This is a genomic window from Parafrankia sp. EUN1f, from assembly GCF_000177675.1.
Taxonomy (GTDB): Bacteria; Actinomycetota; Actinomycetes; order Frankiales; family Frankiaceae; genus Parafrankia.
This window is the reverse complement of the sequence record NZ_ADGX01000122.1, coordinates 1-26,222: the sequence shown is the minus strand read 5'-3', so window position 1 is coordinate 26,222 and position 26,222 is coordinate 1. Positions and strand designations below refer to the sequence as shown.

20 protein-coding genes and 2 pseudogenes are annotated in these 26,222 nt (G+C 72.3%); 11 read left to right on the top strand and 11 right to left on the bottom strand.

Features of this window, described 5'->3' with window-relative positions:
* The 3 genes and pseudogenes from FREUN1FDRAFT_RS47775 to FREUN1FDRAFT_RS28135 all read left to right on the top strand — a co-directional run.
* Positions 1 to 264, top strand: a pseudogene (locus FREUN1FDRAFT_RS47775) (maturase); the annotation flags it as partial.
* 109 nt (positions 265 to 373) lie between these two features.
* A pseudogene (locus tag FREUN1FDRAFT_RS45365) lies at positions 374 to 490 on the top strand (IS5/IS1182 family transposase); the annotation flags it as partial.
* A 39-nt stretch (positions 491 to 529) separates the two neighbouring features.
* Positions 530 to 1,255, top strand: a complete 726-nt coding sequence (locus FREUN1FDRAFT_RS28135; RefSeq protein ID WP_050796065.1) for a sugar phosphate isomerase/epimerase — start codon at positions 530 to 532, stop codon at positions 1,253 to 1,255.
* Positions 1,256 to 1,329: 74 nt separating this feature from the next.
* Here the strand turns inward: FREUN1FDRAFT_RS28135 and FREUN1FDRAFT_RS28130 are convergent, their stop codons facing one another.
* The 3 genes from FREUN1FDRAFT_RS28130 to FREUN1FDRAFT_RS28120 form a co-directional block, all read right to left on the bottom strand.
* Complete coding sequence (locus FREUN1FDRAFT_RS28130; RefSeq protein ID WP_006543684.1) at positions 1,330 to 3,063, bottom strand: cation acetate symporter; 1,734 nt, start codon at positions 3,061 to 3,063, stop codon at positions 1,330 to 1,332.
* A 25-nt stretch (positions 3,064 to 3,088) separates the two neighbouring features.
* Positions 3,089 to 3,484 (bottom strand): hypothetical protein, encoded by a 396-nt coding sequence (locus FREUN1FDRAFT_RS28125; RefSeq protein WP_006543683.1) that lies wholly within the window; start codon positions 3,482 to 3,484, stop codon positions 3,089 to 3,091.
* A 191-nt stretch (positions 3,485 to 3,675) separates the two neighbouring features.
* Positions 3,676 to 4,473 carry a LytTR family DNA-binding domain-containing protein gene (locus FREUN1FDRAFT_RS28120; protein ID WP_006543682.1) on the bottom strand — a complete coding sequence of 266 codons (798 nt, stop codon included), beginning with the start codon at positions 4,471 to 4,473 and terminating at the stop codon, positions 3,676 to 3,678.
* 277 nt (positions 4,474 to 4,750) lie between these two features.
* Between FREUN1FDRAFT_RS28120 and FREUN1FDRAFT_RS28115 the strand changes: the two genes are divergently transcribed.
* The 6 genes from FREUN1FDRAFT_RS28115 (at position 4,751) to FREUN1FDRAFT_RS28090 (ending at position 15,169) form a co-directional block, all read left to right on the top strand.
* On the top strand, positions 4,751 to 5,545 hold the full coding sequence (locus FREUN1FDRAFT_RS28115) for an NADPH-dependent oxidoreductase (RefSeq protein ID WP_006543681.1): 795 nt from the start codon (positions 4,751 to 4,753) through the stop codon (positions 5,543 to 5,545).
* A 117-nt stretch (positions 5,546 to 5,662) separates the two neighbouring features.
* Entirely contained in the window at positions 5,663 to 6,598 is a 936-nt protein-coding gene (locus tag FREUN1FDRAFT_RS28110) for an LLM class F420-dependent oxidoreductase (protein WP_006543680.1), read from the top strand.
* Between the two features lie 216 nt (positions 6,599 to 6,814).
* Positions 6,815 to 8,368, top strand: a complete 1,554-nt coding sequence (locus tag FREUN1FDRAFT_RS28105; protein ID WP_006543679.1) for a DUF2397 domain-containing protein — start codon at positions 6,815 to 6,817, stop codon at positions 8,366 to 8,368.
* Positions 8,365 to 9,606: a TIGR02678 family protein gene (locus tag FREUN1FDRAFT_RS28100; protein ID WP_006543678.1), complete on the top strand. Its 1,242-nt coding sequence runs from the start codon at positions 8,365 to 8,367 to the stop codon at positions 9,604 to 9,606. The genes FREUN1FDRAFT_RS28105 and FREUN1FDRAFT_RS28100 overlap by 4 nt, the downstream gene beginning before the upstream one ends.
* A complete protein-coding gene (locus FREUN1FDRAFT_RS28095) occupies positions 9,606 to 13,799 on the top strand; it encodes a TIGR02680 family protein (RefSeq protein ID WP_006543677.1) in 4,194 nt (1,397 codons plus the stop codon). The genes FREUN1FDRAFT_RS28100 and FREUN1FDRAFT_RS28095 overlap by 1 nt, the downstream gene beginning before the upstream one ends.
* Entirely contained in the window at positions 13,796 to 15,169 is a 1,374-nt protein-coding gene (locus FREUN1FDRAFT_RS28090; RefSeq protein WP_006543676.1) for a TIGR02679 domain-containing protein, read from the top strand. The genes FREUN1FDRAFT_RS28095 and FREUN1FDRAFT_RS28090 overlap by 4 nt, the downstream gene beginning before the upstream one ends.
* A gap of 49 nt (positions 15,170 to 15,218) precedes the next feature.
* On the opposite strand, the gene FREUN1FDRAFT_RS28085 is transcribed toward FREUN1FDRAFT_RS28090, so the two are convergent.
* The 5 genes from FREUN1FDRAFT_RS28085 to FREUN1FDRAFT_RS28065 all read right to left on the bottom strand — a co-directional run bounded on the left by FREUN1FDRAFT_RS28085 (position 15,219) and on the right by FREUN1FDRAFT_RS28065 (position 21,498).
* The gene (locus tag FREUN1FDRAFT_RS28085) at positions 15,219 to 16,355 is read right to left on the bottom strand and encodes a histidine kinase (RefSeq protein ID WP_006543675.1); all 1,137 of its coding nucleotides are present in this window, start codon (positions 16,353 to 16,355) and stop codon (positions 15,219 to 15,221) included.
* Positions 16,356 to 16,424: 69 nt separating this feature from the next.
* Positions 16,425 to 17,066, bottom strand: a complete 642-nt coding sequence (locus FREUN1FDRAFT_RS28080; RefSeq protein ID WP_006543674.1) for a carbonic anhydrase — start codon at positions 17,064 to 17,066, stop codon at positions 16,425 to 16,427.
* A gap of 116 nt (positions 17,067 to 17,182) precedes the next feature.
* The gene (locus FREUN1FDRAFT_RS28075) at positions 17,183 to 17,389 is read right to left on the bottom strand and encodes an alpha/beta hydrolase domain-containing protein (RefSeq protein ID WP_006543673.1); all 207 of its coding nucleotides are present in this window, start codon (positions 17,387 to 17,389) and stop codon (positions 17,183 to 17,185) included.
* An 81-nt stretch (positions 17,390 to 17,470) separates the two neighbouring features.
* The gene (locus FREUN1FDRAFT_RS42105) at positions 17,471 to 19,630 is read right to left on the bottom strand and encodes a globin domain-containing protein (protein WP_006543672.1); all 2,160 of its coding nucleotides are present in this window, start codon (positions 19,628 to 19,630) and stop codon (positions 17,471 to 17,473) included.
* A gap of 323 nt (positions 19,631 to 19,953) precedes the next feature.
* Positions 19,954 to 21,498, bottom strand: a complete 1,545-nt coding sequence (locus tag FREUN1FDRAFT_RS28065) for an alpha/beta hydrolase domain-containing protein (protein WP_232295448.1) — start codon at positions 21,496 to 21,498, stop codon at positions 19,954 to 19,956.
* A gap of 487 nt (positions 21,499 to 21,985) precedes the next feature.
* Here FREUN1FDRAFT_RS28065 and rnhA point away from each other — a divergent pair, with 487 nt between their 5' ends.
* Together rnhA and FREUN1FDRAFT_RS28055 are read left to right on the top strand one after the other, a co-directional pair.
* Positions 21,986 to 22,456 carry a ribonuclease HI gene (gene rnhA, locus FREUN1FDRAFT_RS28060; RefSeq protein WP_006543670.1) on the top strand — a complete coding sequence of 157 codons (471 nt, stop codon included), beginning with the start codon at positions 21,986 to 21,988 and terminating at the stop codon, positions 22,454 to 22,456.
* Between the two features lie 66 nt (positions 22,457 to 22,522).
* A complete protein-coding gene (locus tag FREUN1FDRAFT_RS28055) occupies positions 22,523 to 23,467 on the top strand; it encodes a sigma-70 family RNA polymerase sigma factor (protein ID WP_006543669.1) in 945 nt (314 codons plus the stop codon).
* Positions 23,468 to 23,532: 65 nt separating this feature from the next.
* Here the strand turns inward: FREUN1FDRAFT_RS28055 and FREUN1FDRAFT_RS28050 are convergent, their stop codons facing one another.
* The 3 genes from FREUN1FDRAFT_RS28050 to FREUN1FDRAFT_RS40215 form a co-directional block, all read right to left on the bottom strand.
* Positions 23,533 to 23,991, bottom strand: a complete 459-nt coding sequence (locus tag FREUN1FDRAFT_RS28050; protein ID WP_035954006.1) for a carboxymuconolactone decarboxylase family protein — start codon at positions 23,989 to 23,991, stop codon at positions 23,533 to 23,535.
* Between the two features lie 192 nt (positions 23,992 to 24,183).
* Positions 24,184 to 25,191, bottom strand: a complete 1,008-nt coding sequence (locus tag FREUN1FDRAFT_RS28045) for an NAD-dependent epimerase/dehydratase family protein (RefSeq protein ID WP_006543667.1) — start codon at positions 25,189 to 25,191, stop codon at positions 24,184 to 24,186.
* A 177-nt stretch (positions 25,192 to 25,368) separates the two neighbouring features.
* Complete coding sequence (locus tag FREUN1FDRAFT_RS40215; protein WP_006543666.1) at positions 25,369 to 26,085, bottom strand: hypothetical protein; 717 nt, start codon at positions 26,083 to 26,085, stop codon at positions 25,369 to 25,371.
* Positions 26,086 to 26,222 lie beyond the last annotated feature (137 nt).

Here is a 26,222-nt window from a genome sequence, read left to right as displayed (position 1 = left end):
CTTGACCGTGCGCCGACCCGGGTCGACCATCCGCACAAGGAGCTGCTCACCCGGCTCCTCGCGGACACCTGCGAGGTCTGCCAGCAGACGGGCAACGTTGAAGTACACCACGTCCGCGCGCTCAAAGACCTCACAGCACCCGGGCCCCTGTCACCCGCCTGGGCTACGGCGATGGCAAACCGCAGACGCAAAACACTCGTCGTCTGCATCAGCTGCCACAGCCAAATCCACGGCGGACAGCCAGCCACACAGCTCACGCCATAGTCACCAGAGAGCCGGATGATCAGGAAACTATCAAGTCCGGTTCGGCGGGAGGCTGCGCGGAAAAGGACCAACCCACAGGTTGGCACCTCGCCGCGCGGCCGACCCATCGGCCTGGCTCGGCGGCTACCGCCGCCTCACCATCCGCTACGAACGCAACGGCCACAACTTCCTCGGATTCCTCACCCTGGCAGCGTCGCTGACCTGCTGGAAGAAACTGGCCACGTGAGACAAGCTCTTAGGAATCGAGTTCCTCAGTGTCTTCGGAATGCCACCACGAGAATTCGTCTCCTTGGCCGCGGACCTCGGCTGCCGGCACATCTCGACCGGCCTTGAATCCCACCCCCACAGCTCGATGGGGTACCTGCCGTTCTCGCTGCGCGAGGATTCCGCGTTGCGCGCCCAGATGATCGCGACGATGCGTGACCGTGGCATCCGCGACCGAGTCCACGACCTCGAACTCCTGGCGGAGCTGGGTGCCCAACGAATCAACACCGTCGCCCTCGATCCCGACCTGAATCGCAGCGTCGAGCAGTTCGGGCTTCTGGCCGAGGCGGCGGCGGCCTTCGGTATGGAGACGACCGTGGAACCGAGTCCCGGCCTGACGATCGGAGATCTGCCGACGGCGCTCTACGCCATCCGCCAGGTCGGGCGGTCGGACTTCCGCCTGCTCATCGACACGATGCACATCATCCGGTCCGGCTCCACACCAGATGACGTCGCGGCCCTGGAACCCGACGTCATCGGCTACATCCAGCTCAGCGACGCGCCACTGGTCCCCACCACCCCCGACTACATGACAGAGGCGATGTTCGAACGGATGGTGCCAGGCACCGGTGGGCTACCGTTGCTCGACCTGCTCGCCGCGCTACCCCGCGACCTGCCGATCGGACTTGAGATACCGATCCGCTCCCAGGCAGAAGCAGGAATCAGCCCCCATGACCGACTTGGCCGATGCGTCGAGTCGGCCCGCGGCCTCCTGGCCCAGCTGTAACCAGTTGCCCCGTCCGACAACCTCAGACGCAGCGGAATCGTCGCTGCCGAGGCTCAGACCGGTTCGTACGCGACTCAGGCCGGTCGGGTGCCGGGGTCGAGTGCCAACCGTTCGGGGGCGTGCAGGCGCACCAGTACCTGCTGCGCGTTGGCCGGGGCCGACCTGGGGGTGGCCAGCGAGACGCCGATCGTGACCGCGAAGGCCAGTGGTACCGTCCATGCCGCCGGCTGGGCCAGCAGCACACCCGCGATTCCGGGGACATCCACGCCGGTCAGGGTCACGATGACGGCTGTGCCGGCCAGCAGGCCGCCGGTGGCCAGGCCCGCCAGCGCGCCTGCCGCGGTCAGTCGTCGCCACCAGATGCCGAGTACCAGCAGCGGGCAGAACGTCGACGCCGCCATCGCGAACGCGAGGCCCACGGTGTCGGCGAGGCCCACCCGCACGGTCAGCAGGGACAGTGCCGCTGGCACCACGACCGCGATCAGCGAGCCGGCGCGGAACCCGGTGACACTCGCGCGGGCCCGTCCGCGCAGCAGGTCCTGGCTGAGGACACCGGCGACGGAGACGGTCAGCCCGCTCGCGGTCGACAGGAAGGCAGCGAACGCGCCGGCCGTCACCAGCGCCGACATCGCCTCACCCCACGGGGCCGGCAGCATCCGCTCCGGCAGCAGCAGGACGACCGCGTCGGTGCGCCCGGTGAGCAGCAGGTCGGGGGCGTAGATCCGGCCGAGGGCGGCGTAGATCGGCGGGAACAGGTAGAACACGCCGAGCAGTCCGACGACGAAGGCCGCGGTCCGCCGGGCCGCCCGGCCGTCGGGGTTGGTGTAGAAGCGCACGATCACGTGCGGGAGCCCCATCGTCCCCAGCAGCAGGGCGAGCAGCAGCGAGTACGTCCGGTACACCGGGTGGTCGTCGGCGCCGTCGGCCGCGGTGGGCGCCATCCAGCTCGCGCCGTCGCCGGCCGGGACGTTCTCGGCACGCGGCACCACGGCACCGGCCGGGACGACGATGGTCGTCCCGGCGCCGAACGTCAGCTGGCCGGGTGCGGGAAGCCGCAGCTCGCCGCGGGCCGGCGCCCCGTCGACCGTGCCGTCGACGGTGAGGGTGACCGGGACGTCCACCTGCACGCGGACGGGGTCCGCCAGCGTGAACGTGATCGTCTCGGCGGCGACCGGCGGCCGGTCGGTCACCGGGTCGGGCGCGCCGTCGGCGCCCCACGCGATGAGCAGGAGCAGCGCGGGGAAGGCGATCGCGGTCAGCTTCAGCCAGTACTGGAACGCCTGCACCAGGGTGATGGAGCGCATCCCGCCGGCGGCCACGCTCGCCACGACGACGACGGCCACGACCGTGGAGCCCACCCAGCTCGGGGCGCCGGAGACGGTGCGCAGCGTCAGCCCTGCGCCGCGGAACTGAGGCAGTAGGTACAGCCAGCCGATGCCGACGACCAGCACCGACGCGGCCCGGCGCACGGCCGGCGACGACGTCCGGATCTCGGCGAAGTCGGGCAGCGTGTACGCGCCGGAGCGGCGCAGCGGAGCCGCCACGAGCACCAGCAGCACCAGGTACCCGGCGGTGTAGCCGACGGGGTACCAGAGCATGTCGGTGCCGGCGGCGAGCACCAGGCCGGCGACCCCGAGAAAGCTGGCCGCGGACAGGTACTCGCCGCCGATCGCCGAGGCGTTCCAGCGCGGGCTGACCATGCGGCTGGCGACGTAGAAGTCGCTGGTGGTGCGGGACAGTCGCAGCCCCAGCGCACCGACGGCGACGGTCGCCGCGCAGACGAGGACGACCGCGAGCGCCTGGGTCATCGCTGCCTTCTGGGCGCGGCCGGCATCAGTGGTCGCTTCGGCTGCCGCCGTGGCCGTGGCTGTCGCCGCCGGACAGCAGATCGGTGAAGTCCGCCTCGGTCCGCTCCACCCGCCGGACGTACCATGCGGCCGCCGCCAGCAGCAGCGGATGCACCGCCACACCGAGCAGCAGCCAGGGCAGCGGGAGCCCGGCGACCCGGTACGCCGACAGCGCGGGCACCAGCGCGAAGAGCACCGGGACCGCCGCCAGCGGCAGGGCCACCACGCCGAGCACACCGAGCGCGAGCCGGCGCTGCACCCGCAGCAACGAACGCAGGTAGACCTCGCGCACCCCGGTCGACTCGTCGACGTCCCGGGCGGCGTGCGGCCGCGGGGCCGGCCTGGCAACGGCCGCCGACATCCGCGGGGAGGTGACCCGCACCCGCGGTGGTTGTCCGCCCCGACCCGGCGGCCCAGACAACCCCGGCGGCCCAGACAACCCCGGCGGCCCGGACAACCCCGGCGGCCCGGACAACCCCGGCGGCCCGGACAACCCCGGCGGCCCAGACAGCCCGCGCGGTCCGGGCTCCACAAGAGCGGACGGGCCGAGTGGGTCTGGTGACTCGGCCGCGGTCAGGTGGCACGCTCCCGGCCTCGGCTCGGGTCTCGGCCGGGGCTCGCGGCCCGGACCAGCCGGTCCCGCAGCTCCCGGGTGTGGCGGCGGCTGACCGCGAGCACCCGCTCACCGATCCGCACCGAGCAGCGGCCCTCGTCGCTGCGCAGTTCGTCGACCGCGCCGAGGGCGACCAGCGCGCTGCGGTGGATCCGGACGAAGCCCGCCGCCGCCCACCGCTGTTCCAGCGTGGTCAGTGGAACCCGCAGCAGGTGGGATTCGGTCGCCGTGTATAGCCGGACGTAGTCGCCGTGGGCGATCACATAGGTGACCTCGGAGCGGTGGACGAACCTGGTCACCCCGCCGAGCTCGACGGCGATCGTCTCGTCGTCGTCGGCGGGGGCGGTGTTGCGGCTGCCGGCGGCGTCCAGCACCCGGCGCACAGCCTCGCCCAGCCGTTCCGGCCGCACCGGCTTGAGCAGGTAGTCGGTGGCCCGCACCTCGAAGGCGTCGATGGCGTGCCGGTCGTAGGCGGTGACGAACACGACCTGCGGGCGCTCGGAGAACCGGGCCAGCACCCGGGCGAGGCCGAGCCCGTCCAGGCCCGGCATCCGGATGTCGCAGAAGACCACGTCGAAGAGCACGGTGTCGAGCAGGCGCAGGGCCTGCTCCGAGCTGCCCGCCGCGCAGACCTGGCCGACCCTGGCGTCCTGTTCGAGCAGCCAGCGCAGCTCGGCGAGCGCGGGCGCCTCGTCGTCGACCACCAGGGCACGTAATCCTGCACCGGCGTCCCGGGCCCGCTGCCGCGCCACGACCATGATCCGTACCTTACGACGAGGTGCGCGTCACACGCGAGAGCCGCGGGTCACCTCCTGTCGCAGGTCAGCAGGTCAGCCGGTCAACAGGTCGGGCGGTCCGCCGGGCGATCCCGGGCGCGCCGTGGTCGGGGTTCCATCCGCCCGGAGCAGCCGGAGTAACAAGCCTCTCAGCGGTCAGACGACCAGGCAATCTACAATAAGTCGATCGGGAATATGATTTTACTGTTCCTGGTCGCCCGCTCGACGCCACCGACGACTCCTGTGAGGTCCGCGCCCGATGCCTGCCGCCGCCCGCTACGGCGATCCCGCCGCGAAACTCGACGCGATCAACGATGTGCTCAGGGTTCAGCTCGCGCATCGCTCCGTACGCAGGTTCGGGCCGCGTGACGTCAGCGACGACGAGCTGGCCGCCATCGTCACCGCCGCCCAGTCCGCGTCGACGTCGTCCAACCTGCAGGTGTGGAGCGTCGTCGCGGTGCGCGACCCGCAGCGCCGGGCCCGGCTGGCCGCGCTCGCCGGCAACCAGGCGTTCATCGCGCAGGCTCCGCTGTTCCTCGTCTGGATCGCCGACCTCAGCCGGGTGCACCGGCTGGCCGAACAGGCCGGGACGACGGTCGGCGCCGTGGACTACCTGGAGACCACCATCGTCGGCTTCGTCGACACGGCACTGGCCGCCCAGAACGCCGCGGTCGCCGCCGAGTCGCTTGGCCTCGGCACCGTGTTCGTCGGTGCCGTCCGCAACCGGCCCGAGGAGGTGGCCGCCGAGCTGGGCCTGCCGCCGCACGCCGTGGCCGCCTTCGGGCTGGCCGTCGGCACACCCGACCCGACCGAGGCGGCGGACGTCAAGCCGCGGCTGCCGCGGGAGGCGGTCCTGCACCGGGAGCGTTACGACGTCGCCGCGGACGCGCACATCCCGGCCTACGACGAGCGGCTGTCCGCCTACAACGCCCGGTTCGGCCTCGACGGCAACTGGAGCGACCGGGCACTGTCCCGCCTCGCCGGCCCGGACTCGATGGCGGGCCGCCACCGGCTTCGCGAGATCCTCGAACGCCTCGGCCTGCCGTCGCGCTGACGAGCCCGAACCGAGCCGCAGCCGAGCCGCAGACGTGGGGGCGCCGGCGCCAGGCACGGCACCGTGGCCGACGCTCCCGTCCATCGCGGCACCGAACGAGTTTGACAGGGTAGGGACATGGATCTCCGAGTGTTCATCGAGCCTCAGCAGGGCGCCTCCTACACGCAGCAGCTCGCCGTGGCCCGGGCGGCGGAGGAGGGAGGGTTCGACGCCTTCTTCCGTTCCGACCACTATCTGCGGATGGGGCCGGGCAGTCCGCTGCCGGGGCCGACCGACTCCTGGGTCACCCTGGCCGGCATCGCCCGGGAGACCAGCCGCATCCGGCTGGGCACCCTGGTGACGTCCGCGACCTTCCGGCTGCCGGGTGTGCTGGCCATCTCGGTCGCCCAGGTCGACGAGATGAGCGGTGGACGAGTCGAGCTGGGCCTGGGCGCCGGGTGGTTCACCGAGGAGCACGCGGGCTACGGCATCCCCTTCCCCGGAACGACCGAGCGGTTCGACCGGCTGACCGAGCAGCTCGCGATCATCACCGGCCTGTGGACGACACCGACTGGTGAGTCGTTCTCCCACCAGGGCGCGCACTACACGCTGACCGACAGCCCGGCGCTGCCCAAGCCGCTCCAGCGGCCCCACCCGCCGATCATCATCGGCGGCCACGGCGCGACCCGGACACCGGCGCTCGCGGCCCGGTACGCCGCCGAGTTCAACATCCCGTTCGCGCCGCTGGACCGGACCGCGGCGCAGTTCGCCCGGGTCCGCCAGGCCGCCGAGACCGCCGGCCGGGACCCGGACGAGCTGGTCTATTCCGCCGCCCAGGTGCTGTGCTGCGGCCGGGACGAGGCGGAGCTGAAGCTCCGTGCCGAGCGGATCGGCCGGGACCTCGGCGAGCTGCGGGAGAACGGCCTGGCCGGCACCCCGGCCGAAGTCGTCGAGAAGCTCACCGCCTACGGCCCGGGCGGCGCCGGCGCCAGCCGGATCTACCTGCAGCTGCTCGACCTGACCGACCTCGACCACCTGGCGCTGGTCGCCGCCGAGGTCGCGCCGCACATCTGACCGGGAGCAGCCTCGAACTGGTTCTCGCTGGTCACCGGCACGATCGCCGGCGCCGGCAGCGGGCTGGCCGAGTCGTCGCAGGCGAACTCTGCCAGCCCGAGCTCCAGCGACCGTGATCTTGTGACGCCGCGCGATGGCGCACAGGACCACCTGGGGGCACACGGAAATGTCGGATCCGCGAGATACCTTCCTCTGGAACCACTCCGAGGGGGGATCGTGGAGGAGCGCGGGGGCGGCGGAGCAGAGGACGAATCCGCTGTGCAGGACAGGGCGGCCAGGCGCGCGCTGTTCAGCTACCTCACCGCCGAGGCTGCCGATGACTACATGGCGGTGATGCGGCTCTTCAGCGAGACGCTTCTGGCGGACCTGTCCGCGGCCGAGGTTGCCACGCAGCTGGTCGAACGCGGCCATGAGCTCGACACCGACACCGTCGAGACCCGATGCCGGCAGTTGGTCATCTGGGGCAACCTGGTGCCGTCCGTGCGTGAGACACGCGTGCGCACGGTTGCCGCGTACCACCGTTCCCGTTCCCGCTATCAGGTCTCGAAGCTGGGAGGCCGGCTTCACCGCGAGGCCGAGGAGATCATGCGGGCCACGGAGGGTGCTCGGGAGGTTGCGCGCGAACTGCTCGCGCGTGTCTCGGAAACCCTGCGGCTGATTCTTCTGCAGGTCTCCTACCGCGACCGGCCGATCGATTCCGAGCTGCTTGCCGGCCAGGTCACCGGTGTGTTCAACGACCACCGCCTGTTCCACGAGTCCGTCACGGACTTCTACGCCTACCTGTCCGGTGTCCTGACCCGTTATGACCTCGCCGGTGAGGAATACGCCCAGTTCAAGAACCTCCTGCTCGACTACGTCGACCTGATCGGCGCCGACGTCTCACGGAACGCGCCGGAGATTCTCGGCCGGCTGAAGACGCTGCTCTCCCCGTCCCTCATCGACACCCTTCTCGAGAATCTGCCCGAGCCACCGGCGACGGGCGATGCACTGATCGTCGTTGAACGTCTGCCAGGGCGTACCCGAGCGGAATGGGAGCAACTCGCCGCGTGGTATGGGGCGTCGAGCGTCCGTTCCGGCCCGGAACAGCTGCGCGTCGCGGCTCGCCAGGCGCTCGGCCAGCTGATCGCGAACGCGAAGCGGATGCTCGCCGCATCCGGGACCGGAGTTTCGCGTCGTGCCGACCTGCTCAAACTCGCCGGCTGGTTCCACTGCGCGGACAGCGAGACCGCACATCTCCTTTTCGACGCGGCTTTTGGCGCGTATCCGGCGCGCCACCTGCTGCTTGGGCCCGAGGAGCAGGACCTGCGGGCTGGGCCGAGCACGTCGTGGTGGGTGGCCGCGCCCGTCGACGTCCCGGTGTCGCTGCGGGAGCGTGGTGATCGCACGGTGCGGGGCCGGGCGTCCCGGGTACCCGACACGAAGGAGCAGACAGATCTGCTGATGAATGCGGCGCGGGAACGTGCACAGGCCCGGGAGGCGGCGGCCGCCGAGCTGCTCGCGGCCGGCTCGTTGCACCGCAGCCGGCTCAGCCGAGCCGCCCGGGACCTGCTGCTCGAGCTGCTACCCCCGGTACTCAGTGCCACGGCCGGCGGTGAGGCGGAGGCCGACCACCACGCCTCGGATCTGGGGCTGGCGTTGCGCGGTGTTCCGGCACGCGGCCAGCTGACTGTGATCAACGGTGACGACGGAACACTGACGGTTGACGGCCTTCTGCTGTCGGTCGTCCCGCTCGCCGGTCCCGGCCGGGCGCGCACGGCGGCGAGCGCATGAGGCCTACACCCGAGACGGGCACCGCGGCCAGCTCGGCGCGGGAACGAGTCGAGGCGGCCCGCGCGCTGCTGGCACATCCAGTGCTGACCGCCACGTCGCATCCCGACGAGCTCTCGTTCGTCCGCCTGCACGCCCCCGCGCTGCGCGGCATGTTCAAGGCGCAGCTGGGCTATGTGCTCGTCGTCGAGGCGTCGTTCGCCCGCCTGTTCAAGGCGCCGCTGGCACCCGGCGCACCCTCCCGGCCCGCGCGGCGCCGCGACAACAGTCCGTTCGCTCCGGTCACCTACACCCATCTGGCTCTGCTCTGCGCCGCGCTGCTCGCTCCCGGAACCGGCGAGATGATCCTTATCTCCGCGCTGATCGAGCAGGTGCGCGCGGACGCGGCGACCATCGGCGTGCGCGTCGGCGACACGCTGCCGGAGCGCCGCGCCCTGGTCACCGCCGTCGAGCTGCTGGTCCGCTGGGGAGTGCTGATCGAAGCCGATGGCACGGCCATGGCCTGGGGCGAACGGCAGATCGAGGAGGCCCTGCTCCATGTCGCCCGTAACCAGCTGCCGCAGCTGCTCGCCCGCTCGCTGACGGGTGTCGCCACCCCGGACGAGCTGCTCGCGCCCGACCCACAGGCGGCTGAGCAACCGCGGCGCTCGCTGCGCCGCCGGCTGGTGGAATGCCCGCTCGTCCGCCGTGAGGATCTCACCGATGCCGAGCGCGACGTGCTCTCCCGCGAACGCTCCGAGCTGACCCGGGCGCTGGCCGAGAACTTCGGCCTCACCCTGGAGGTGCGCGCGGAGGGCGCGCTCGCCTACGACGCCACCGGCTCGCTGACGGACGAGCCCTTTCCCGGCACGGGCACGATCAGGCAGGCGGCGCTGCTCCTGGTCGGCGCGTTGCTCGCGGAGCGGGAGCCGCGGCCCGGCGACACCGCCGTCCTGCGCGACGGGCGTGCGATCGCCGGTCTGGTGGTCGGCTGGCCCGACGTGGAGGCGACGCTCGCCCGGTTGTCGTCCCAGTACGGCAAGGCATGGAGCTCGGACGCGCTCGACGACCCCCGGCTGCTGCGGGACTCGGTCGCGGCGACGCTCGCGGAGGTCGGCCTGGCGTCGATCCTGCCCGGCGGGTTGGTGATCCATCCGGCCGCTGCTCGCTACCGCCCCCAGCCGATTGTCGCCCCGCCGACCCGCGCGGCCCGCCGCCTAGATAGCGGGCGGGCGGCCTACCACCCGGAGCTGGAGCTGTGATGCAGCAGACTCTCGCCCTCACCGAGGGCACCGAGGACAGGTTCGGCCCGACACCGATCAGGCGTCATCCCTATCGCTGGCGACTGTCCCGCGCCGGTTTCGTGAACGTGTGGCACTACTACGACAACACCTTCGACCTCTCCGGCGGCCGGCTGATCCTCCGCGGCACGAACGGTTCGGGCAAGTCCCGGGCGCTCGAGATGCTGCTGCCGTTCCTCCTCGACGCGGACCGGCGCAACATGGGCACCGGGACGGCGGTCCGCATGGAGGACCTGATGACCGCCGGTGCCGGGGAGCAGACGAACCGCCTCGGCTACATGTGGCTGGAACTGCGTCGGGACGTCGAGGCCGACGAGGACCCGGCCAGCGGATACCTGACCCTGGGAGCCCTGGTCCGGTTCTCGGCGAGCACGAAGGAAGCCAAGGTCTGGTACTTCACGACGGCACTGCGGGTGGGGCACGAGCTGTCGCTGCTCACCGCCGACCGCAAGCCGCTCGGCCGCAAAGAACTGGGCCAGGCCGTCGGCGAGGACCGGATCAGCGACGGACCCGAGCCGCACCGCGAACGGGTACGCGCCGAGGTCTTCGGCCTGACGGGCGGCGATGCCGGCAAGGAACGCTTCAACGGGCTGATGAAACTCCTGCACACCCTGCGTTCCCCGGACGTCGGCAACCGGATCGAGGAAGGCAGACTCCCGCAGATCGTCTCCGACGCCCTGCCGCCTCTGTCCGAGGAGGCACTGACGGACGCCGGTCAGCAGCTCGACGGCCTGACCAGCACCCGTGACGAGCAGCAACGGCTCGAAGCCGCGCACGGGCAGGTCGTGGCGTTCCTCGACAGCTACCGCAGGTACGTGGCCGGGGTGCTGACCCGGTCGCTGACCGGAACCAGGCAGCGTGCGGCGAGCTGCCTCGAGACCGAGGCCGAGGCGGTGCGCAGGCGCGCGATCGCCACCGGCCTCGAGTCCGAGCTCCTCGAGACGCTGGAACGGCGTCAGTTTTTGGCCGACCAGGTCTCCGAACTCGCGGCGGCGCTGGAGGCGCTCAAGGAGTCGGACCGTTATCGCGGTGCGAAGGAGCTCACCGAGCTGAGCGCGACGGTCAGTTCGCTCGCCGAGACCGCCCGGGCCAAGCTGGACCTGGCCCAGCTGCGTCGAGAGGGCGAGGTGGAGCTGGTCGGCGCGGCGAACGCCCTGCTCACCGACATGTCGACCGCGGTCGACGAGCTTTCCGAGCGGATCGACCAGGCCCGCGACCAGCTGACCAGGGTGCGGCTCACCGCCCACGAGCTGCCCGCATCGATCGGTCTGGTCCGGACGCCCCCGGAGCGACGGAGCGACCTTGTCCGCGTCCATCGGGACGCACCGCCCGTCCCGACGCTCCGGCCGGCGGCGGACGTGCCGCGCCTGGTCCCGGCGGATCTGATCGGCCTGCGGGCCGCGGCGGGCAGTTTGCGGGAGGCCGCGGACCTGCGGGCCGCGCGTGCCACCAGCCGCGCCGCGGACGCCCGGCGGCTGTCCGACGACCGGGCCGGCGTTCAACGGGCCGTGGAGACCGCGGACGACGCGGCCGTCGAGGCGGAGACCGCGGCGAGCCGCGCCGAGCAGCAGGCCGACGAGCGCGACCGAGAGGCTGTCGGCCTCGTCGAGAGCTGGCGGGCCTGGCTGGGGGACCCCAGAACGGGAGATCTCCTGGGCGACGTGGACTGGTCCGCCCAGCGGACCCTCGGCCCACTGCTGCTGGACCGACTGGTTTTGTGCGGCACCGAGGCGGACAGCCCGGTCGACCTGGCCGAGCTCGACCGGTCCGCGGACGACACCGCGACCGGTGCCCGTGACCGGCTGGCGGGCGAACTGCATCGGCTCGACGCCGACGACACGGCGGACCGGCGTGTGGTCGAGCTGCTCGTCACCGAGCGGCGGCAGCTTGAGGCGTCCCGCGACGATCCGCCGCTCGAGCCGTTCTGGGTCACCGCCGCTCGCGGCGCTGCCCTGTGGCAGTGCGTCGACTTCGCACCCGGCCAGTCCGCAGACGAGCAGGCCGGGATCGAGGCGGCGCTGCTCGCATCGGGCCTGCTGACCGCCACCATCGACGCCCGCGGCCAGCTGACCGCCACCAGCGGCCAGCTGCTCGTCTCGCCGATCGGCCCCCGGGCTGCCGTCTCCGTGGCCGGAAAGCTGGTGCCCGACCCGGCGGGTCCGATCGACCCCGGGGTGATCAGCGCGCTGCTGGGACGGATCGGTCTGGCCGACCCGTCCGCCGCCATGTGGGTCGCGCCCGACGGCAGCTGGGCGAACGGCCCGCTGCGAGGCCGCCACACGGTTCCGGCCGCACGGCACATCGGCGCCGCCGCCCGGCAGGCCCACCGGGTCCAGCGCCTGCGTGAGATCGGCGTGGAGCTCGAGGAGCTGGCCGCGGCGGCGCAAGCGCGGGCGGAACAGCGCGCCCGCATCGAGGAGCGCAAGAAGGCGATCCGGGGCCACCTGCGGTCGGCACCGCGGTCGAAGCCGCTCAGCGACGCCCGGGTCCGGGCGGCTTCCGAGGAGCGGCAGGCGACCCAGGCCGCGACGAAGGCCGGCAGACTGCGGGCGGAGGCCGACCGGCGGGCTGTCGCGCTGGCCGAGAGCGAGAAGGCGCATCGCGCCGCCTGCGCCGAGTTCGGCCTGCCCGTTGACGCCGACGCATTGGCCGACCTGGCGCGTGCCGCGACCGTTGCGGCCGGCACGTGCGGCGCAGTGATCGACCAGGTTGATGTCCTCACCGGTCTGGCGGAGCGACACCAGCGGGCGGTGGGCGCCCTGGCGACCGCGGCCGAGCCGCGGGGGCGGGCCGAGGGCGACGCGGAGCTCGCCTGGAACGGGTGGCACACCGGCGACACCCGGATCCAGGCGCTGCGTAGGGCGCTGGGGGCCGACCCCGCGCGGGTCCTCGAGGAGCTCAAGGCCATTGAGGCTGGCCAGGTCGCGGCGAAGCGGAAACTCGGCGCCGCGGAGACGGCCGTCGGCGAGCTGCGGAGCACCGCCGCGACCGCGGCCGCGCAGGCCGACAACGCCGATCAGAAGGTCCGCGACGAGCAGGCCGCCCTCGCCGAGCAGGTGGACGCCGTGCGGGCGCAGCTCGGGCAACCCGGTGTCGTCGCCTCCGCGTTCACGGCGAAGCCCGCCGAACCGTTCACCGACCACACCGCCGGGGCCGTCGCCGCGGACGCCGCCGAGCTGCTGGCCGGCCTGCGCAGGTCGCGGATCGAGGAGAACGCGCTGATCCGCGCCCAACAGGTGTTCGACCGGGAGATCGCAGCCAGCTACGAGGTGATCGTCACGAGGCACAGCGAGGTCCTGCTCTACGAACTGGCCGACGCGGACGGCCGCCGGCCGCTCGTCGAGGCCGCCGCCGACCTGGCGCGGAAGTGCGACCAGGGCCGGGAGGCACTGACCGAACGCGAACAGCAGGTGTTCACCGAGTTCATCCTCGGTGAGGTCGGGGAGGAGCTCCGCGGCCGGCTGTACCAGGCGGAGGACCTCATCACCGCGATGAACCGCAGCCTGCGGTCCATCCAGACCAGCCACGGCATCGGCGTCCGGCTCACCTGGAAGCTCGCCGCGGACAACGACGCCGCCGTCAGCCGGATCAGACAGCTCGTCATGACTGCCGCGTCGGTGCGCAGCCAGGCTCAGGACGCCGAGCTGCTCGAGCTGCTGCGCGAGAGGGTCGCCGCGGAGGCGCTCGCCGAACCGAACGGCGGATACGCCCAGTTCCTGCGGAAGGCGCTGGACTACCGCACCTGGCACACGGTGGAGGTCATCATCACCGGGCCGGAGCCGGGCCAGGAACGCCGGATCAGCCGGCGTGCGAAGCTCTCCCAGGGCGAGACCCGGTTCGTCTCGTACGTGACACTGTTCGCCGCGGTCGACGCGTACCTGTCAGGCCTCGACGACACAGCCACCGCGCTGCGGCTCATCCTGCTCGACGACGCCTTCGCCAAGGTCGACGATCCGACGATCGCCGAGCTGCTCGGTCTCCTGGTCCGCCTCGACGTCGACTTCGCGATGACCGGCCATGCGCTGTGGGGATGCGTGCCGCAGGTGCCTGCCCTGGACATCTACGAGATCTGCCGCCAGGACGGCGGCGGCCCGGCCGCGACAGTGCACGTGCGCTGGGACGGCCGTAACCGCCACTTCCTCCACTCCGCATGAAGTCCCCGCCCTCAGCGGCACTGCCTGCGCAGGTGCAGGCCTATCTCGAAGCGCCCGTGCTGCGGCCCCTGTGGGTCGCGGCACGGTCCCGACTGGAGCGCAACGGTCTGCAGGCGACCGGAACCCTCAAAGTGGACCTGGACGAGACCGCCGCCGCACAGTTGTCCGGTCTGCTGGGCGTCCGGGTCACGGTCGGGCCGAAGCGTCCCGTCGGACTCGCCGAACTCGACGCCGCACTGCGGCGTTCCAGAGCGGGCCGGGGTCTGGTGTCGGTTCTGGAGCACCTCGACGGCCGCCCCCTGCACGACCGGACCGCCGCGCGGCGCGCCACCGACGAGCAGTGGGCACAGGCCTGGCGGGGGCTCGACGAGGCGCTGGCCACCGCGGGCCTCGCCGGGGCCCCGTGGATCTCGGGCTGGATCGCGGATCTGAGGCGCACCGGCATTCTGACGCGCGCCGGAGCAGACACCGCGGGCCGCGCCCTGGCCTGCGCCGCCAGCACCCTCGGACTGCTGGCCCGCACGTCGGCGACGGGCCTCAGGACAGGCCTGGAGACGGGCCCCCGGACAACGTCGGGACCGTTAGGCGGTGACGACCCCGTCGGCTGGCAGATCGCCTCCCTCGCGACCGCGACGACAGGTGACGCTCATGGCCTGGACGACTCGCGGCATACGGCGGCGGCCGTTCTTCGGGCTGCGGCGATCGCCACAGGCCGCCCGGCGCCGTTGACCTCCGCACAGCGGCGCGAACTGTGGCACGCCCTCGGCGTCGCCACCGACGGCGTGTCCGGCACGGTCCTGGTCTGGTCGCTTCGGCCACCTGGCGACGACGCCTGGTCGGCGATGATGCGCCAGCGCCGGGACCTCGGCCTCGTCACCCACCTCACCCTGCATGAACTCGGGCGCGCCGGTGAGGTCGCCCTGGGCTCACCGGACCAGACGGTGTCGATCTGCGAGAACCCGCAGGTTCTACAGGCCGCTGCCCGGGCCGGGGCGCCGGCTCCGCTGATCTGCCTCTCCGGCAGCCCAGCGGAGGTCGGGACACGGCTGGTACAGGCCCTTGTCCTTGGCGGTGTCCCGGTGCGCTACCACGGGGACTTCGACTGGCCAGGGATCGCCATCGCGGGGCGCGTCCTCGCGCTGGGAGCGGCTCCGTGGAGGCTGTCCGCGAGCGACTACCTGGGGGCGGTGGGAGGCGTCGAAGCCTCCGGGGGCGTCCCGCTCGCGGGCAGCCCGGCCGCGACTCCGTGGGATCCCGACCTGGCCACGGCGATGGGCCGCACGGGGGTCGCTGTCCACGAGGAGTACCTGCTCGACATCCTCATCGCCGACCTCATGCACGACACGGAACGCCGCAGCGGCGGAGCGTGACGTTCATCTTGCCGCCGCGCCGGCTGCCCTTCCTCGAACAGGGTGAGCGTCAGTCGGGGCGGACGCCAGGCGCGTACTTCGGGACACGGAAGCTGACCTTCGTCCCGGCGCCGGGGGCCGTCTCGACGACCAGCCCGCAGTCGTCGCCGAAGACCTGGCGCAGCCGGGCGTCCACGTTGCCGAGGCCGATCGAGTCGCCGGCCGGGTCGCCGGCCAGGGCGCGGCGGATCACCTCGGGATCACAGCCGGCGCCGTCGTCCTCGACCCAGATGTGGGCCCGCGCGCCGTCGTCCATCGCACCGAGGGAGACCTTCCCGACGCCCGGCCGGCCTTCCAGCCCGTGCCGGACGGCGTTCTCCACCAGCGGCTGCACGCACAGGAACGGGACCACCACCGGCAGCACCTCCGGCGCGACGAGCACCTGCACCCGCAGCCGGGACCCGAAGCGGGCCTTCTCCAGCTCCAGGTAGCGCTCGATGTTGCGCATCTCGTCGGCGAGCGTGGTGAACTCGCCGCCGCGCCGGAAGGCGTACCGGGTGAAGTCGGCGAACTCCAGCAGCAGCTCACGGGCCCGCTCCGGGTCGGTGCGCACGAACGACGCGATCGCGGCCAGCGAGTTGTAGACGAAGTGCGGGCTGATCTGCGCCCGCAGCGCACGCAGCTCCGCCTCGACGGCCCGTGTCCGGGACGCCTCCAGCTCCGCCAGCTCGATCTGCGCGGACACCCAGCGGGCCACCTCCACCGCCGCGCGCACCAGGCTCGCACCGACGTCCGGCACGTAGGCGGCGAGGGCACCGACGACCTGGCCCTCGCTGGTCACCGGCACGATCACCGCCGCGCGCAGCGGGCAGGCCGCGTCGCCGCAGGCGATCTCCGCCGGCCCGAGTACCAGCGTGCGACCATCGCGCAGCACCGGCTGGGCGTGCCCGCTGGCCGCCGGCGCGTGGTGACCGCCGGAACCGTCCCACGCCAGCGTCGTGGCGGTGTCGACGAGGGCCACCGCGTCGGTGCCGAGCAGGGTGCGCAAATGCCGGACAGAGCGGACCGCGCCGTCCCGCGTCAGGCCAGCGCGCAGGTGCGGCGCGGCCAGCGAGGCGGTGTGCAACGTCGTGAAGGTGGCCCGGTCAGCCGGCGTCCCGAGATCCCGGCGGTGCCGACCGGCCCAGGACGGACGCCGCACCACCACCACAACCTTCAACGCCTGATGACAGGCACGCACCGGTACTGACGAGTATCCGCTCCGGAGCGGCGCGGGTCATCGGGGGGCTGCGGGCACGGGTCCATGGCTGTTGACCACGCTGACGGTGCCCCCCGCGAGCTGGTAGGACAGGCCGACCACCGCACATCGTCCCGCGGCGACCTCGGTCGCGAGCAGGACTGACCGGCCGACCAGGCCGTCCACCGTCCGCCGGATGTGCGTGTGCACGAACGCGTCGATGTCGGTGTGCCCGGCTGCCCTCGCGGACAGCACGCTTGGCATGACCCGCTCGACGAGGTCCCCGATATAGCCCGCCGGCGCCCTCCCGTCACGATCCGCCTCGGACGCCGCGGTGACAGCGCCACACGCGTCGTGCCCGAGAACGACGACGAGGGGCGCGCCGAGCACGCTCACGCCGTACTCGATGCTGCCGAGCACCTCAGGCCCCGCGACATGCCCGGCGGTCCGGACCACGAAGAGGTCTCCCAGCCCTCGATCGAAGATGATCTCGGCTGCCAGCCGCGAATCGGAACATCCGAACAGCACGGCGAACGGCTGCTGCCTGGGCGCCACCGCCGATCGCCGGTCGGCGTCCTGGTTCGGGTGCAGCCGTTCGCCCCGCACAAAACGCGCGTTGCCCTCCTGCAGGACCGCGAGTGCCTCGGCAGGTGTGGAGACAACGGGATCGAGATCGGACACGAACAGCAACCTACCGCTGGTCCGGAGCGTGACGGGCCTGATTGGGGCAACGACACCCGGCGTCGCGGTACTGCCTCCCGGCCCGATCGGCCTCCTCCCGGCCCGGTCGGCCTCGGCTACTCGATCTTCTCCGGTTCGGCGAAGCCCGCCAGGGCGTCGCGGTCCTCCGCCAGGGCGTAACCGGCCTTGACGGCGCTGGCTACAGCGGCGTCGTAACGCTGCTGGTAGGACGCCCGGTCCGGGTACAGGGCGGCGAGCCGGTCGGCGGGCAGCGGCTTCGCGGAGCCGAGCAGCGGCAGAGCACCGACGGGTCCGGACCGCACTCGGCTACGCGCCGCTTCCCGAGGGTCTGCGAAGCAAGGTTCAGGCCGCGATCGCCGGGATCGCCTGATCCGGGGCCGGTGTCAGAGCTGGCCGGCCCACAGGTCGGGGCCGAAGACCTCGTACCGGATGTTCTCGGCGGGCACGCCGCGGCGGAGCAGGCTGGCCCGGACGTCCCGCATGAACGGCAGCGGTCCGCACAGGTAGGCCCGAACGCCGTCCGGGACCGGGAGCTTGTCGGCGTCGATCAGGCCGGCCTCGACCCCGGGCTCGGGCGCCCCGTCGTGCTGCTCGTACCAGGTCAGCTCCTCGAACCCGCGCAGCTGGCGGCCAAGCATCCGCACCTCGTCGCGCACCGGGTGGGACAGCGCGGAGCGGTCCGCGTGGGCGACGACGACGCGCCGGTCCGGCCGCGTACGGGTGACGTGGTCGAGCATCGCGACCATCGGAGTGATACCGATTCCGGCACTGACCAGCAGCAGCGGGTCGAAGCTGTCGTCGAGGACGACGTCCCCGAAGGGCTGGCTCACGTCCAGCACCGTGCCGACATCGACGCTGTCGTGGATGAACGAGGAGACCGCCCCGTCCGGGTTGCCGTCCGCTCCACGCACCCGGCGGACCGTCAGGCGCATCCCGGCCCGTCCGGGGGCCGTGGAGATGGTGTACTGCCGCGGCTGCCGCTTTCCGTCCGGAAGGTCGACGGCGACCGACACGTACTGCCCGGCCTGCCAGGGCGGTGCCGGCTGGCCGTCCGCGGGGAGCAGCAGCAGCGAGATGACGTCGGGCGTCTCCTCGGTCCGCCGGATGACCTCCCAGGGGCGCCAGATGTGCCTCGGGTCCACCCCGGCCCGCTGGTAGATACGGGCTTCCTCGGCGATGAGCTGGCAGGCGAACAGCCAGTACACCTCGTCCCACGCGGCGGCGATCTCGGGTGTGACGGCGTCGCCGAGCACGTCGCCCACGGCGGCGAGCAGGTTCCGGCCGACGATCGTGTACTGCTCGGGGAGAACCCCCAGGGAGGCGTGCTTGTGGGCGATCCGCTCGAGCACGGGCTGGAACGACGGGGCCTGCGGGTCGATGAGCTGCGTGGCGTAGGCGACCACCGAGGCCGCCAGCGCCCGCCGCTGGTCACCGTTGGCCTGGTTGCCCTGGTTGAACAGGCGCAACAGCTCGGGGTGCGCGGTGAACAGCCGCGGGTAGAAGGCCGAAGTGATCTCGACGCTGTGAGCGGCGACGACCGGGGCGGTGGCGCGCACGACAGCGGCCGATTCGATGGAGAGCACGAGTCGTCCTCCTGACCCGGTTCCGCCGGCTACGGAACCTGAGGGGGTGGATAGGTCCGGGATGGATGAGGGGAGAAGCCCGGACGGGATGGAGCCGTCTGCACCAGGGCTGTCGAAGGCCGGCCCTGCTGACGGCGGGGCATCGAGGTGGGCGATGCACAGGTCTGGTTCGACGAACGGCACGACGCGCGGCACCAGCGGGCTGCCCAGTCGTTCGAGCAGGCCGGAGAGCAGGCCCGCGTGCACCGAACAGATGACGTCGGGGTGGACCGCCGCCACGGCGCGGAACGGGCAGGAGTGCAGCAGCATCCGCCGGCCCACCCCCGGGGTGCCCGGGGCACCCGGGGCGTCGGCTGGTTCGACTTCGGGGTCGAAGCCGAGTTCGGCGAACACCGCGGCCGCCTGGTCGACGGCGGTCGTCTGGTCGACGGTGCGTGCCTGTTCCGCGGGGCCGGAACCCGGCCCGGCGTCGGGTCCTTCGGCGGGAGCTGACGGGGGTTTCTCGACCTGTCGGCTGGCCCAGGCCTGTCCGGCCTGGCGCGCGATCCGGGCACGTTCGGCGGGGGTGTCGGCCAGGTTCTCCGCGAGCACGAACAGCAGCTGTTCGTGCTCGTAGCCGGCGCCGCCTTCGTCGCCGGCAGGATCGGTGGCCGTCGTACCGGCCGCGACGGGTGAGTAGGTCACCCTCGGTCGGCCGGGGGCGGAACGGGGTTCCGGCCGTGCGCTGACCAGGCCGGCTCCGACCAGGACGTCCAGGTGGAAGCGCACGGTGGAGACGGCGAACCCGGTCGTCTCGGCGAGTTCCCGGGCGTCGAGCGGCCGGCCGGCCGCTCGCAGGGTGGCCAGCAGACCGAGCCTGCTGTCCGTGGCCAGCGCGCCGTGCCGGCGGGCCCGCCCGCCGCCGCCGGTGCCGGGCTCGGCGTCACCTGCCGGGCGGACGTGCCGCGGTTCCGGATGCATCCGACCTCCCGATCTCGACACCTCGTAGAAGTTCGACGTCGGGAGCATAAGCACGAAGAAATTCGTTTTTACTATCAGAGTCGTTTTTATGGCATCCGTCACAGCCGCTGGACAGGAAGCGCTCAGCTGGGCACGTGCTGTGCCCAGCTGAGGGGGCCGGGATGGTGGTGGCGGCGGGCCGGGGGCAGCCGACTGCGGTCTTGCCGGGCCGGGGCTCGGCGGGTCAGGCCGTGGTCGCGAGGGCCCGGTGGCCCTGCGAGTGGAGGGTCAGAACGGGGGCAGCCAGCCGGGTGAGGCCGACGATGGCCGTCCGTATCCCCTAGCTAGCTGACACTGCCCGGCTCGGCGAAGGCCGCGAGGGCGGTGCGGTCCTCCGGAAGGGCGTAGCCGGCGGTGACGGTGCTGTCGACGGCGGCGTCGTAGCGCTGCTGGTAGGTCGCCCGGTCCGGGTAGAGCGCGGCGAGCCGGTCGGCGGGCAGCGGCTTCGCCGAGCCGAGCAGCAGGCAGAGCACCGACGGGTCCGGACCCTGCGCGCCGGACAGCGCGGCGACCGGCACGTCGACCGGTGGGGTGCGGATGCCGCCGAGCGCGATGCCGTCGGCGTCCCGGCGGATCTGCGGGGACGCGCCCGTGGCCACCTCGATGAGCGGGGCGGACTTCGGGGCCTTCCCGGTGGTGATCCAGGTCGTGAGCGCCCGCAGGCCGGCCTTGGCGACCACGTGCATCGGCCCGTTGTTGATCGGCACGCCGCAGTTCATCGCGTCCGCGTTCGGGCCGAGCAGGTGCGCGTCGGCGTGCGCGGTGCCGGCGACCTCCCACAGTCGGAACCGCTCGCTGTCGGGCTGGCGGGCCTTGTACGAGTTGAGCACGCCGAGCAGGTCGGACTCGGTCTGCGCGTTGAGGATCGGGGCGTCCAGGTCGGTGCGCAGGGTCGTCGGCGCGCCCTGCAGGGCGCCGGCGAGGTCGGCCGGCTGGTCGGCGCCGACCAGCGGCAGCCCGGCGGCTCCGCGGCTGTGCACGAAGAAGCCGTCGAACTCGGCGGTGAGCGGCTGCACGCCGTTGATGTAGGTGACGAGCGCCGCCGCCGACTGTGACTCGCCCGCCGCGACGACGACCGACGGCTTCGCCCCGTCGAGCCCGGCGCCGGTGCCGACCGCGCGGGCGACCTGGGTGTAGATGTCGAACGAGAATCCGTCGCCGGGATGGGTGAGCGTCCCGTAACGGGCCGGGTCGATCGCGCGCAGGCCGCGCCCGGCGATGCCTTCGGCGCCGGGCGCGGTCACCAGTACCGGCCCGCCGACGATGCCGATGCGCTGCGCCGAGACCCCGACCCAGACGTCGCCGCGCCGGGTGATCTCCTCCTGCAGGCTGGTCCACTCCGGGTCGGCGTCGACCCCACCGCTGACGTTGAGCCATTCGACGACGACGGTTCCGCTGAACCGCTCGGTCCGCGCCGGCCGGCGCACCAGCACCCGGGTGCGGTAGGGCGCGGTGCCGTCCGGGGCGAAGGTCCACCTGCCGTCCTGGCTCAGCTCCCCTTCGGAGCGGTAGGAGGTGGCGGTGCCCGCGGCGACGTACTCGTGCTGCACGTAGCCGGCGGGCGCCAGGTCCGCGGGTGTCGGCGACCCGATGAACACGCCGTTGCCGCCGGTGAGCTCGGCGGACAGGTCCGCCGCCGGCCCGTCCGCCCGTGGCGTCGTCCGGGTGACCGCCCGCGGTGGTGCCGTCGAGCCGGCTGAGGCGCCCTCGTGCTCGGACGACGTCCGTCCGGCGGAGTCGGGGCGTTCGCCGGTGATCGGGTCGGAGCAGGCCGCGAGCATCGGCAGCAGCAGCGCCGCGACCACCAGCGCACCCACACGTACACCCATACGCGGAGCCACGCCCGCATCGGTACCCGCACGGGACGTGTCGCCGCGGCCCGACCGGTGTAAGCGCGGTCCTTCCGCGCCGCGCGGGATTGGCGAGGAGCTGGCCCGCCTGCGCAGGGCGGCGGACGAGCCGGTCCGCCGGAAACGAGATGCAGTCCGCAGATCTGTCATAGGTACCTCTCTGAAAGGCTTCGCCACCAGCCCGGTGTGACGTGTCCGAGAGCCTGCCGCCTGCCCCGGTGAGGATCAACTCGTCGGCAGCAGCCAGGCACCCCGAAAGTCAGCCAGGCACCCCGAAAGTGAGGCGCGCCCACGGTCGGTCGGGCGGACCGGACGATCTCCGCGGCGTCCCGGCTCGCCGGGAAGTGGCACTACCGGGCCAGTCGGCCGGTAGTTTGCTCCTTCTGCCGGCTGACAGCCTTCTGCTGGCTGACAGTGGCACGCCGAGGCGACGGACTCGCCGACGGCAGCAGCCGAGAGGGGTTTCATGGCCGGTGTGGAGATCTTCACCGACGGGGCCTGCAGCGGCAACCCGGGCCCTGGCGGCTGGGGCGCCGTGCTGCGCTACGGAACACACGAGAAGACGCTGTACGGCGGGGAGGCCGCCGACACGACGAACAACCGGATGGAGCTGCTCGCCGCCATCAGGGCGCTGGAGGCACTCACTCGCCCCTCCGCGGTGCGCCTGCACACCGACAGCCAGTACCTGCGCAACGGCGTCAGCGGATGGCTGCCGCGCTGGAAACGCAACGGGTGGCTGACCGCGGACAAGAAGCCGGTCAAGAACGCCGACCTCTGGCAGCAACTGGACGTCCTGGCCGGCCGGCACACCATCGAATGGCTCTGGGTGAAAGGGCACGCGGGTCATCCCGACAACGAGCGCGCCGACCGGCTCGCGAACCGCGGAATGAAGGAGGCCCGAACGCCCACGAAGCGTTCCGGTGTTACCTCGGGTTGATCCACTCCGTCCAGATCGTGGCGGCGTGGTGGCAGGGCCGGGGCGGGCGAAGGGGACGGTGGGTCGGTGGCTGGGCTGGAGCTGTTGGCGGAGAGGTTCGGCGAGCAACGGCCGTACCTGCGGTCGGTCGCGTACCGCCTGCTCGGCTCGTGGGACGACGCGGAAGACGCGGTGCAGGAATGCTGGGTCCGGCTGAGCCGATCCGACGTCGGCGAGGTGCTGAACCTGCGGGCCTGGCTCACCACCGTCACCAGCCGGATCTGCCTGGACATGCTGCGGGCCCGGGCAAGCCGGCGGGAGCAGTCCCTCGACGGGGATGCGCCGCTGGACATGCACCTGCCCGATCCGGTTGTCGCCCCGGTCACGGGCGCTGACCCCGAACGCGAGGCGCTGCTCGCCGACGCGGTCGGGCTCGCCCTGGACGTCGTCCTCGGGACGCTCAGCCCGCCCGAGCGGATCGTCTACGTTCTGCATGATCTGTTCGCTGTCCCGATGGCCGACATCGCCGTGATCCTCGAGCGGACACCGGCGGCCACCAAGCAGCTCGCGAGCCGCGCCCGCCAACGGGTCCAGGGCCGCGTCCCCGGTCCCGTCCCCGTCGGCGCCGGAGCCGCGGGGCATCCGTCCTCGGCGGCGGACCGGGCCGCCGCGCACGCCGTGGTCGAGGCGTTCTTCCGGGCCGCCCGCAGCGGCGACTTCGAGGCTCTCCTCGGGGTGCTCGCCCCGGACGTCGTTCTGCGCGCCGACGGCGGTGCCGCCCGGCCGGCTGTCACCGCGGTGGTGCGCGGTGCCGCGGCGGTGGCCCGCCGAGCGCTGATGTTCGCCCGCCCCGACGCGGCCGTCCATCCGGTCCTGGTCCACGGCGAGGCGGGTGTCGTCGTGACCGTCGCCGGGACGCCCGTGTCGGTCATGGGCTTCGCGGTACGTGTCGGCACCATCGTCGCGATCGACGTGCTGGCCGACCCAGCCCGTCTCGAGCGGCTGCACCTACCGGACCTGCCCGTGACGTAGGCGTTTGTGCCGTGCGGGGCGGTTCCGCGGAACCGCCCCGCACCGGCGACCACCACCTGATCCGGTCAGCTCCAGGTCGTGCCCGCGGGCTCCTTGATCGTGGTGTTGATCCGGTTGAAGAAGTTCGTCGTCGCGATCATCAGGATGATGGCGGCGAGCTGCTGCTCGTCGTAGTGCTTCGTCGCGTCCGCCCAGATCTCGTCGGTGACCTGGCCGGGCCGGTCGCTCAGGCGGGTGACCGCCTCGGTGAGCACGAGCGCGGCCCGCTCGGCGTCGTCGAACAGCGGCGAGTCGTACCAGCCCGCCGTCGCATGAAGCCTCTCGTCGCTCTCCCCGGCCTTGTGCGCGTTCGTCACGCCCGCGTGCACGCAGGCCCCGCACCCGTTGATCTGGCTCGCCCGCAGATGAACGAGCTCCATCGTCCTCGGGTCCACCCCGCCCGCGGCCATCGCCTTGTACAGGGCCTGTATCGCCTCCATGCCATGGGGAAGCAGCAGAGCCGGGTTCTTCATCCGTGCCTGCATCGTCATCCTCTTTCACTCCCTGCCGAGATGTTCCTTCTCGCGGCTGACAGGGAGGAGACGGACGGGATCGCACGGAGGTAACACGGCGACCACGGCCGGCCGACCGCGTCGGCTGGGCGGGCGCGTCGGCTGGGCGGGCGCCGCGGCCCCGGTGGCTGAGTCGAGCCCGGGGCCGCGGCCGTCCGCCCCGCGTCAGGCGGCCTGGGCCTTCCTGCGGTCCCGTTCGAGGTAGAAGAGGGCGGCCTCGCGGATCTCGTCCGCGGTGGGGGAGGGCTCCCAGCCCAGCTCGCGTGTGGCCTTACTGTGATCCAGCGGCGGCATGAAGTGCGTGAGCCGCACGCTCACGCTGTTCATCACGGTGTCGCGCCGCAGCACCTTCTGCCCGAAGTCGCCGAGGCGGCCGATGACCTTCATCACCGGGATCGGGATCCCGATCCGCGGCGGCTTCACCCCGCCGGTCTCGGCGGCGATCGTCACCAGTTCCTTCCAGGTCATGTAGCTCTCGCTGATGATGTACCGCTCGCCGATCCGGCCCTTCTCCGCGGCGAGCAGGAACGCGCGGGCGGCGTCCCGGATGCCGACGACCTCCATCGACGCCTTGCCGAAGTAGATCGGCATCTTGCCGCGGGCGGCCTCGGCCACCAGCTGGCCGTGCGGTGAGGCGTGGTCGGGCGCCCCATAGGTCGTCGACACGTTCATCACGACCCCGGGCAGGTCACGCTCGCGGCAGTACTGCAGGACGAGGTCCTCGGCGTCGGCCCGTGCCTGGATGTACGGCCCGCCCAGGTGCTTCCAGGTGTGCGGATCGTCCTCGTCGGCCGGGCCGCCGTCGTCGGAGCGGCCGATCGTGCCGACGGTGCTGCAGAACACGAAGCGCCGCACCTTCGCCTCGACCGCGGCGTCGAGCACGTGCCGCAGCCCCTCGACGTTCGTCGCGAACAGGGGTGCCGGGTCGCGCAGCCAGGCCCGGGCGTCGACGATGCAGTAGTAGACGGTGTCGACTCCGCGCATCGCCTCCAGTAACGCGGCGTCGTCGGTCAGCTCACCGTGGACGCGCTCGACCTCCAGGTCGTCGAAGGCCACCGTCGAGCTCGTCTTGCGGATCCAGACCCGCACGTCGTCGCCGCGTTCCGCCAGCTGCCGCGTCACATGCGAACCGAGGAAACCGCTCGCCCCCATCACCAGTTGTGTATCGGCCACGAACCGACCTCCTTCTCACCCGATCTGCCGGCCTGCCGGTCTGCGACACCCGCGGCGGTCTCGTTGGCAGGCCCGAGAACGTCGCCTTCAAGCGCGTTGATACACGTTGTCGGGATTGTCGCGCACCTACCCGGTCAGCTGCCGACTGGCGGACCGCAAACAGGCGGGACGTCCCCGCTAAGGGAGCGGACATGGCGGCCGGACGGCCGGACGAGGCCGGACAGCAGCGCGGTGCGGGTCGCCCGCTGGCGGTTCCTTCACATGGGTCTGCGCGCAGATCTCGGCGAGGGTGTCACGCAGGCCCTCGGCGGTGCCGCGGACCACCCCGGACAGTGGTGTCGCCGCCGCCGCGTAGCTGATCTCGCCGGCCCTGGCCGCGGGGCGATCGTTGTGGACGTAGGAGACCAGGCGCCCGGCGTAGCGGTCGGGGTCGAAGTCGACGCTGGTGCCCTCGGCGCGATGGTGCGCGGGGAAGACGAACCAGCCGTACCAGTGCGCCGAGGGCCGGGTGGGGGGCTCGGTGATGGTGCGGTGCAACTGGTGGGCCAGGTCGACCTGGTAGAGGTTGACGCCGGTGCGCAGCTCGAACGTCTCCGCGACGCCGGCCCCGCCGACCCGGCTCGCCGTCTCCAGGAACAGGAACCGGCCGTCGCCTGTCCGGATCAGCTCGAAGTGGAAGGCGCCGTCGCGCTGGCCGAGGACGGGCAGTGTGCGGCGCAGCAGCGCCAGCGCCTCCGGTTCGTCCGGGGTCTGCGCGGAGCCGAGCGGGCTGCCGTGGGCGAAGTTCAGGCAGTCCCCGACGTAGACGCTGCTCGTCACGGTGCGGACGACGCCGTGGCGCAGGTAGCCGTCGAGGTGCCAGATCTGGCCGGGCACGAACTGTTCGACGAACACATCGGACGTGTCGGATGCCGCCGGGTGCGCGGCGAGGCGGTCGAGGATCTGCCGGGCGTCACCGGTCTCGATGCCGGTGCTGGACGCCTCCAGCCTTGGGTTTGATCAGATACGTGCCGGTGGTGGGCGGGTTGCGG

What these genes read in the sequence shown, in the direction of transcription:
- FREUN1FDRAFT_RS28135 (WP_050796065.1), top strand. Translation starts at nt 530, where the DNA reads ATGCCACCACGAGAATTCGTCTCCTTGGCCGCGGACCTCGGCTGCCGG.
- FREUN1FDRAFT_RS28130 (WP_006543684.1), bottom strand. Translation starts at nt 3,063, where the DNA reads ATGACCCAGGCGCTCGCGGTCGTCCTCGTCTGCGCGGCGACCGTCGCC.
- FREUN1FDRAFT_RS28120 (WP_006543682.1), bottom strand. Translation starts at nt 4,473, where the DNA reads ATGGTCGTGGCGCGGCAGCGGGCCCGGGACGCCGGTGCAGGATTACGT.
- FREUN1FDRAFT_RS28115 (WP_006543681.1), top strand. Translation starts at nt 4,751, where the DNA reads ATGCCTGCCGCCGCCCGCTACGGCGATCCCGCCGCGAAACTCGACGCG.
- FREUN1FDRAFT_RS28110 (WP_006543680.1), top strand. Translation starts at nt 5,663, where the DNA reads ATGGATCTCCGAGTGTTCATCGAGCCTCAGCAGGGCGCCTCCTACACG.
- FREUN1FDRAFT_RS28100 (WP_006543678.1), top strand. Translation starts at nt 8,365, where the DNA reads ATGAGGCCTACACCCGAGACGGGCACCGCGGCCAGCTCGGCGCGGGAA.
- FREUN1FDRAFT_RS28095 (WP_006543677.1), top strand. Translation starts at nt 9,606, where the DNA reads ATGCAGCAGACTCTCGCCCTCACCGAGGGCACCGAGGACAGGTTCGGC.
- FREUN1FDRAFT_RS28090 (WP_006543676.1), top strand. Translation starts at nt 13,796, where the DNA reads ATGAAGTCCCCGCCCTCAGCGGCACTGCCTGCGCAGGTGCAGGCCTAT.
- FREUN1FDRAFT_RS42105 (WP_006543672.1), bottom strand. Translation starts at nt 19,630, where the DNA reads ATGCATCCGGAACCGCGGCACGTCCGCCCGGCAGGTGACGCCGAGCCC.
- FREUN1FDRAFT_RS28065 (WP_232295448.1), bottom strand. Translation starts at nt 21,498, where the DNA reads ATGGGTGTACGTGTGGGTGCGCTGGTGGTCGCGGCGCTGCTGCTGCCG.
- rnhA (WP_006543670.1), top strand. Translation starts at nt 21,986, where the DNA reads ATGGCCGGTGTGGAGATCTTCACCGACGGGGCCTGCAGCGGCAACCCG.
- FREUN1FDRAFT_RS28050 (WP_035954006.1), bottom strand. Translation starts at nt 23,991, where the DNA reads ATGCAGGCACGGATGAAGAACCCGGCTCTGCTGCTTCCCCATGGCATG.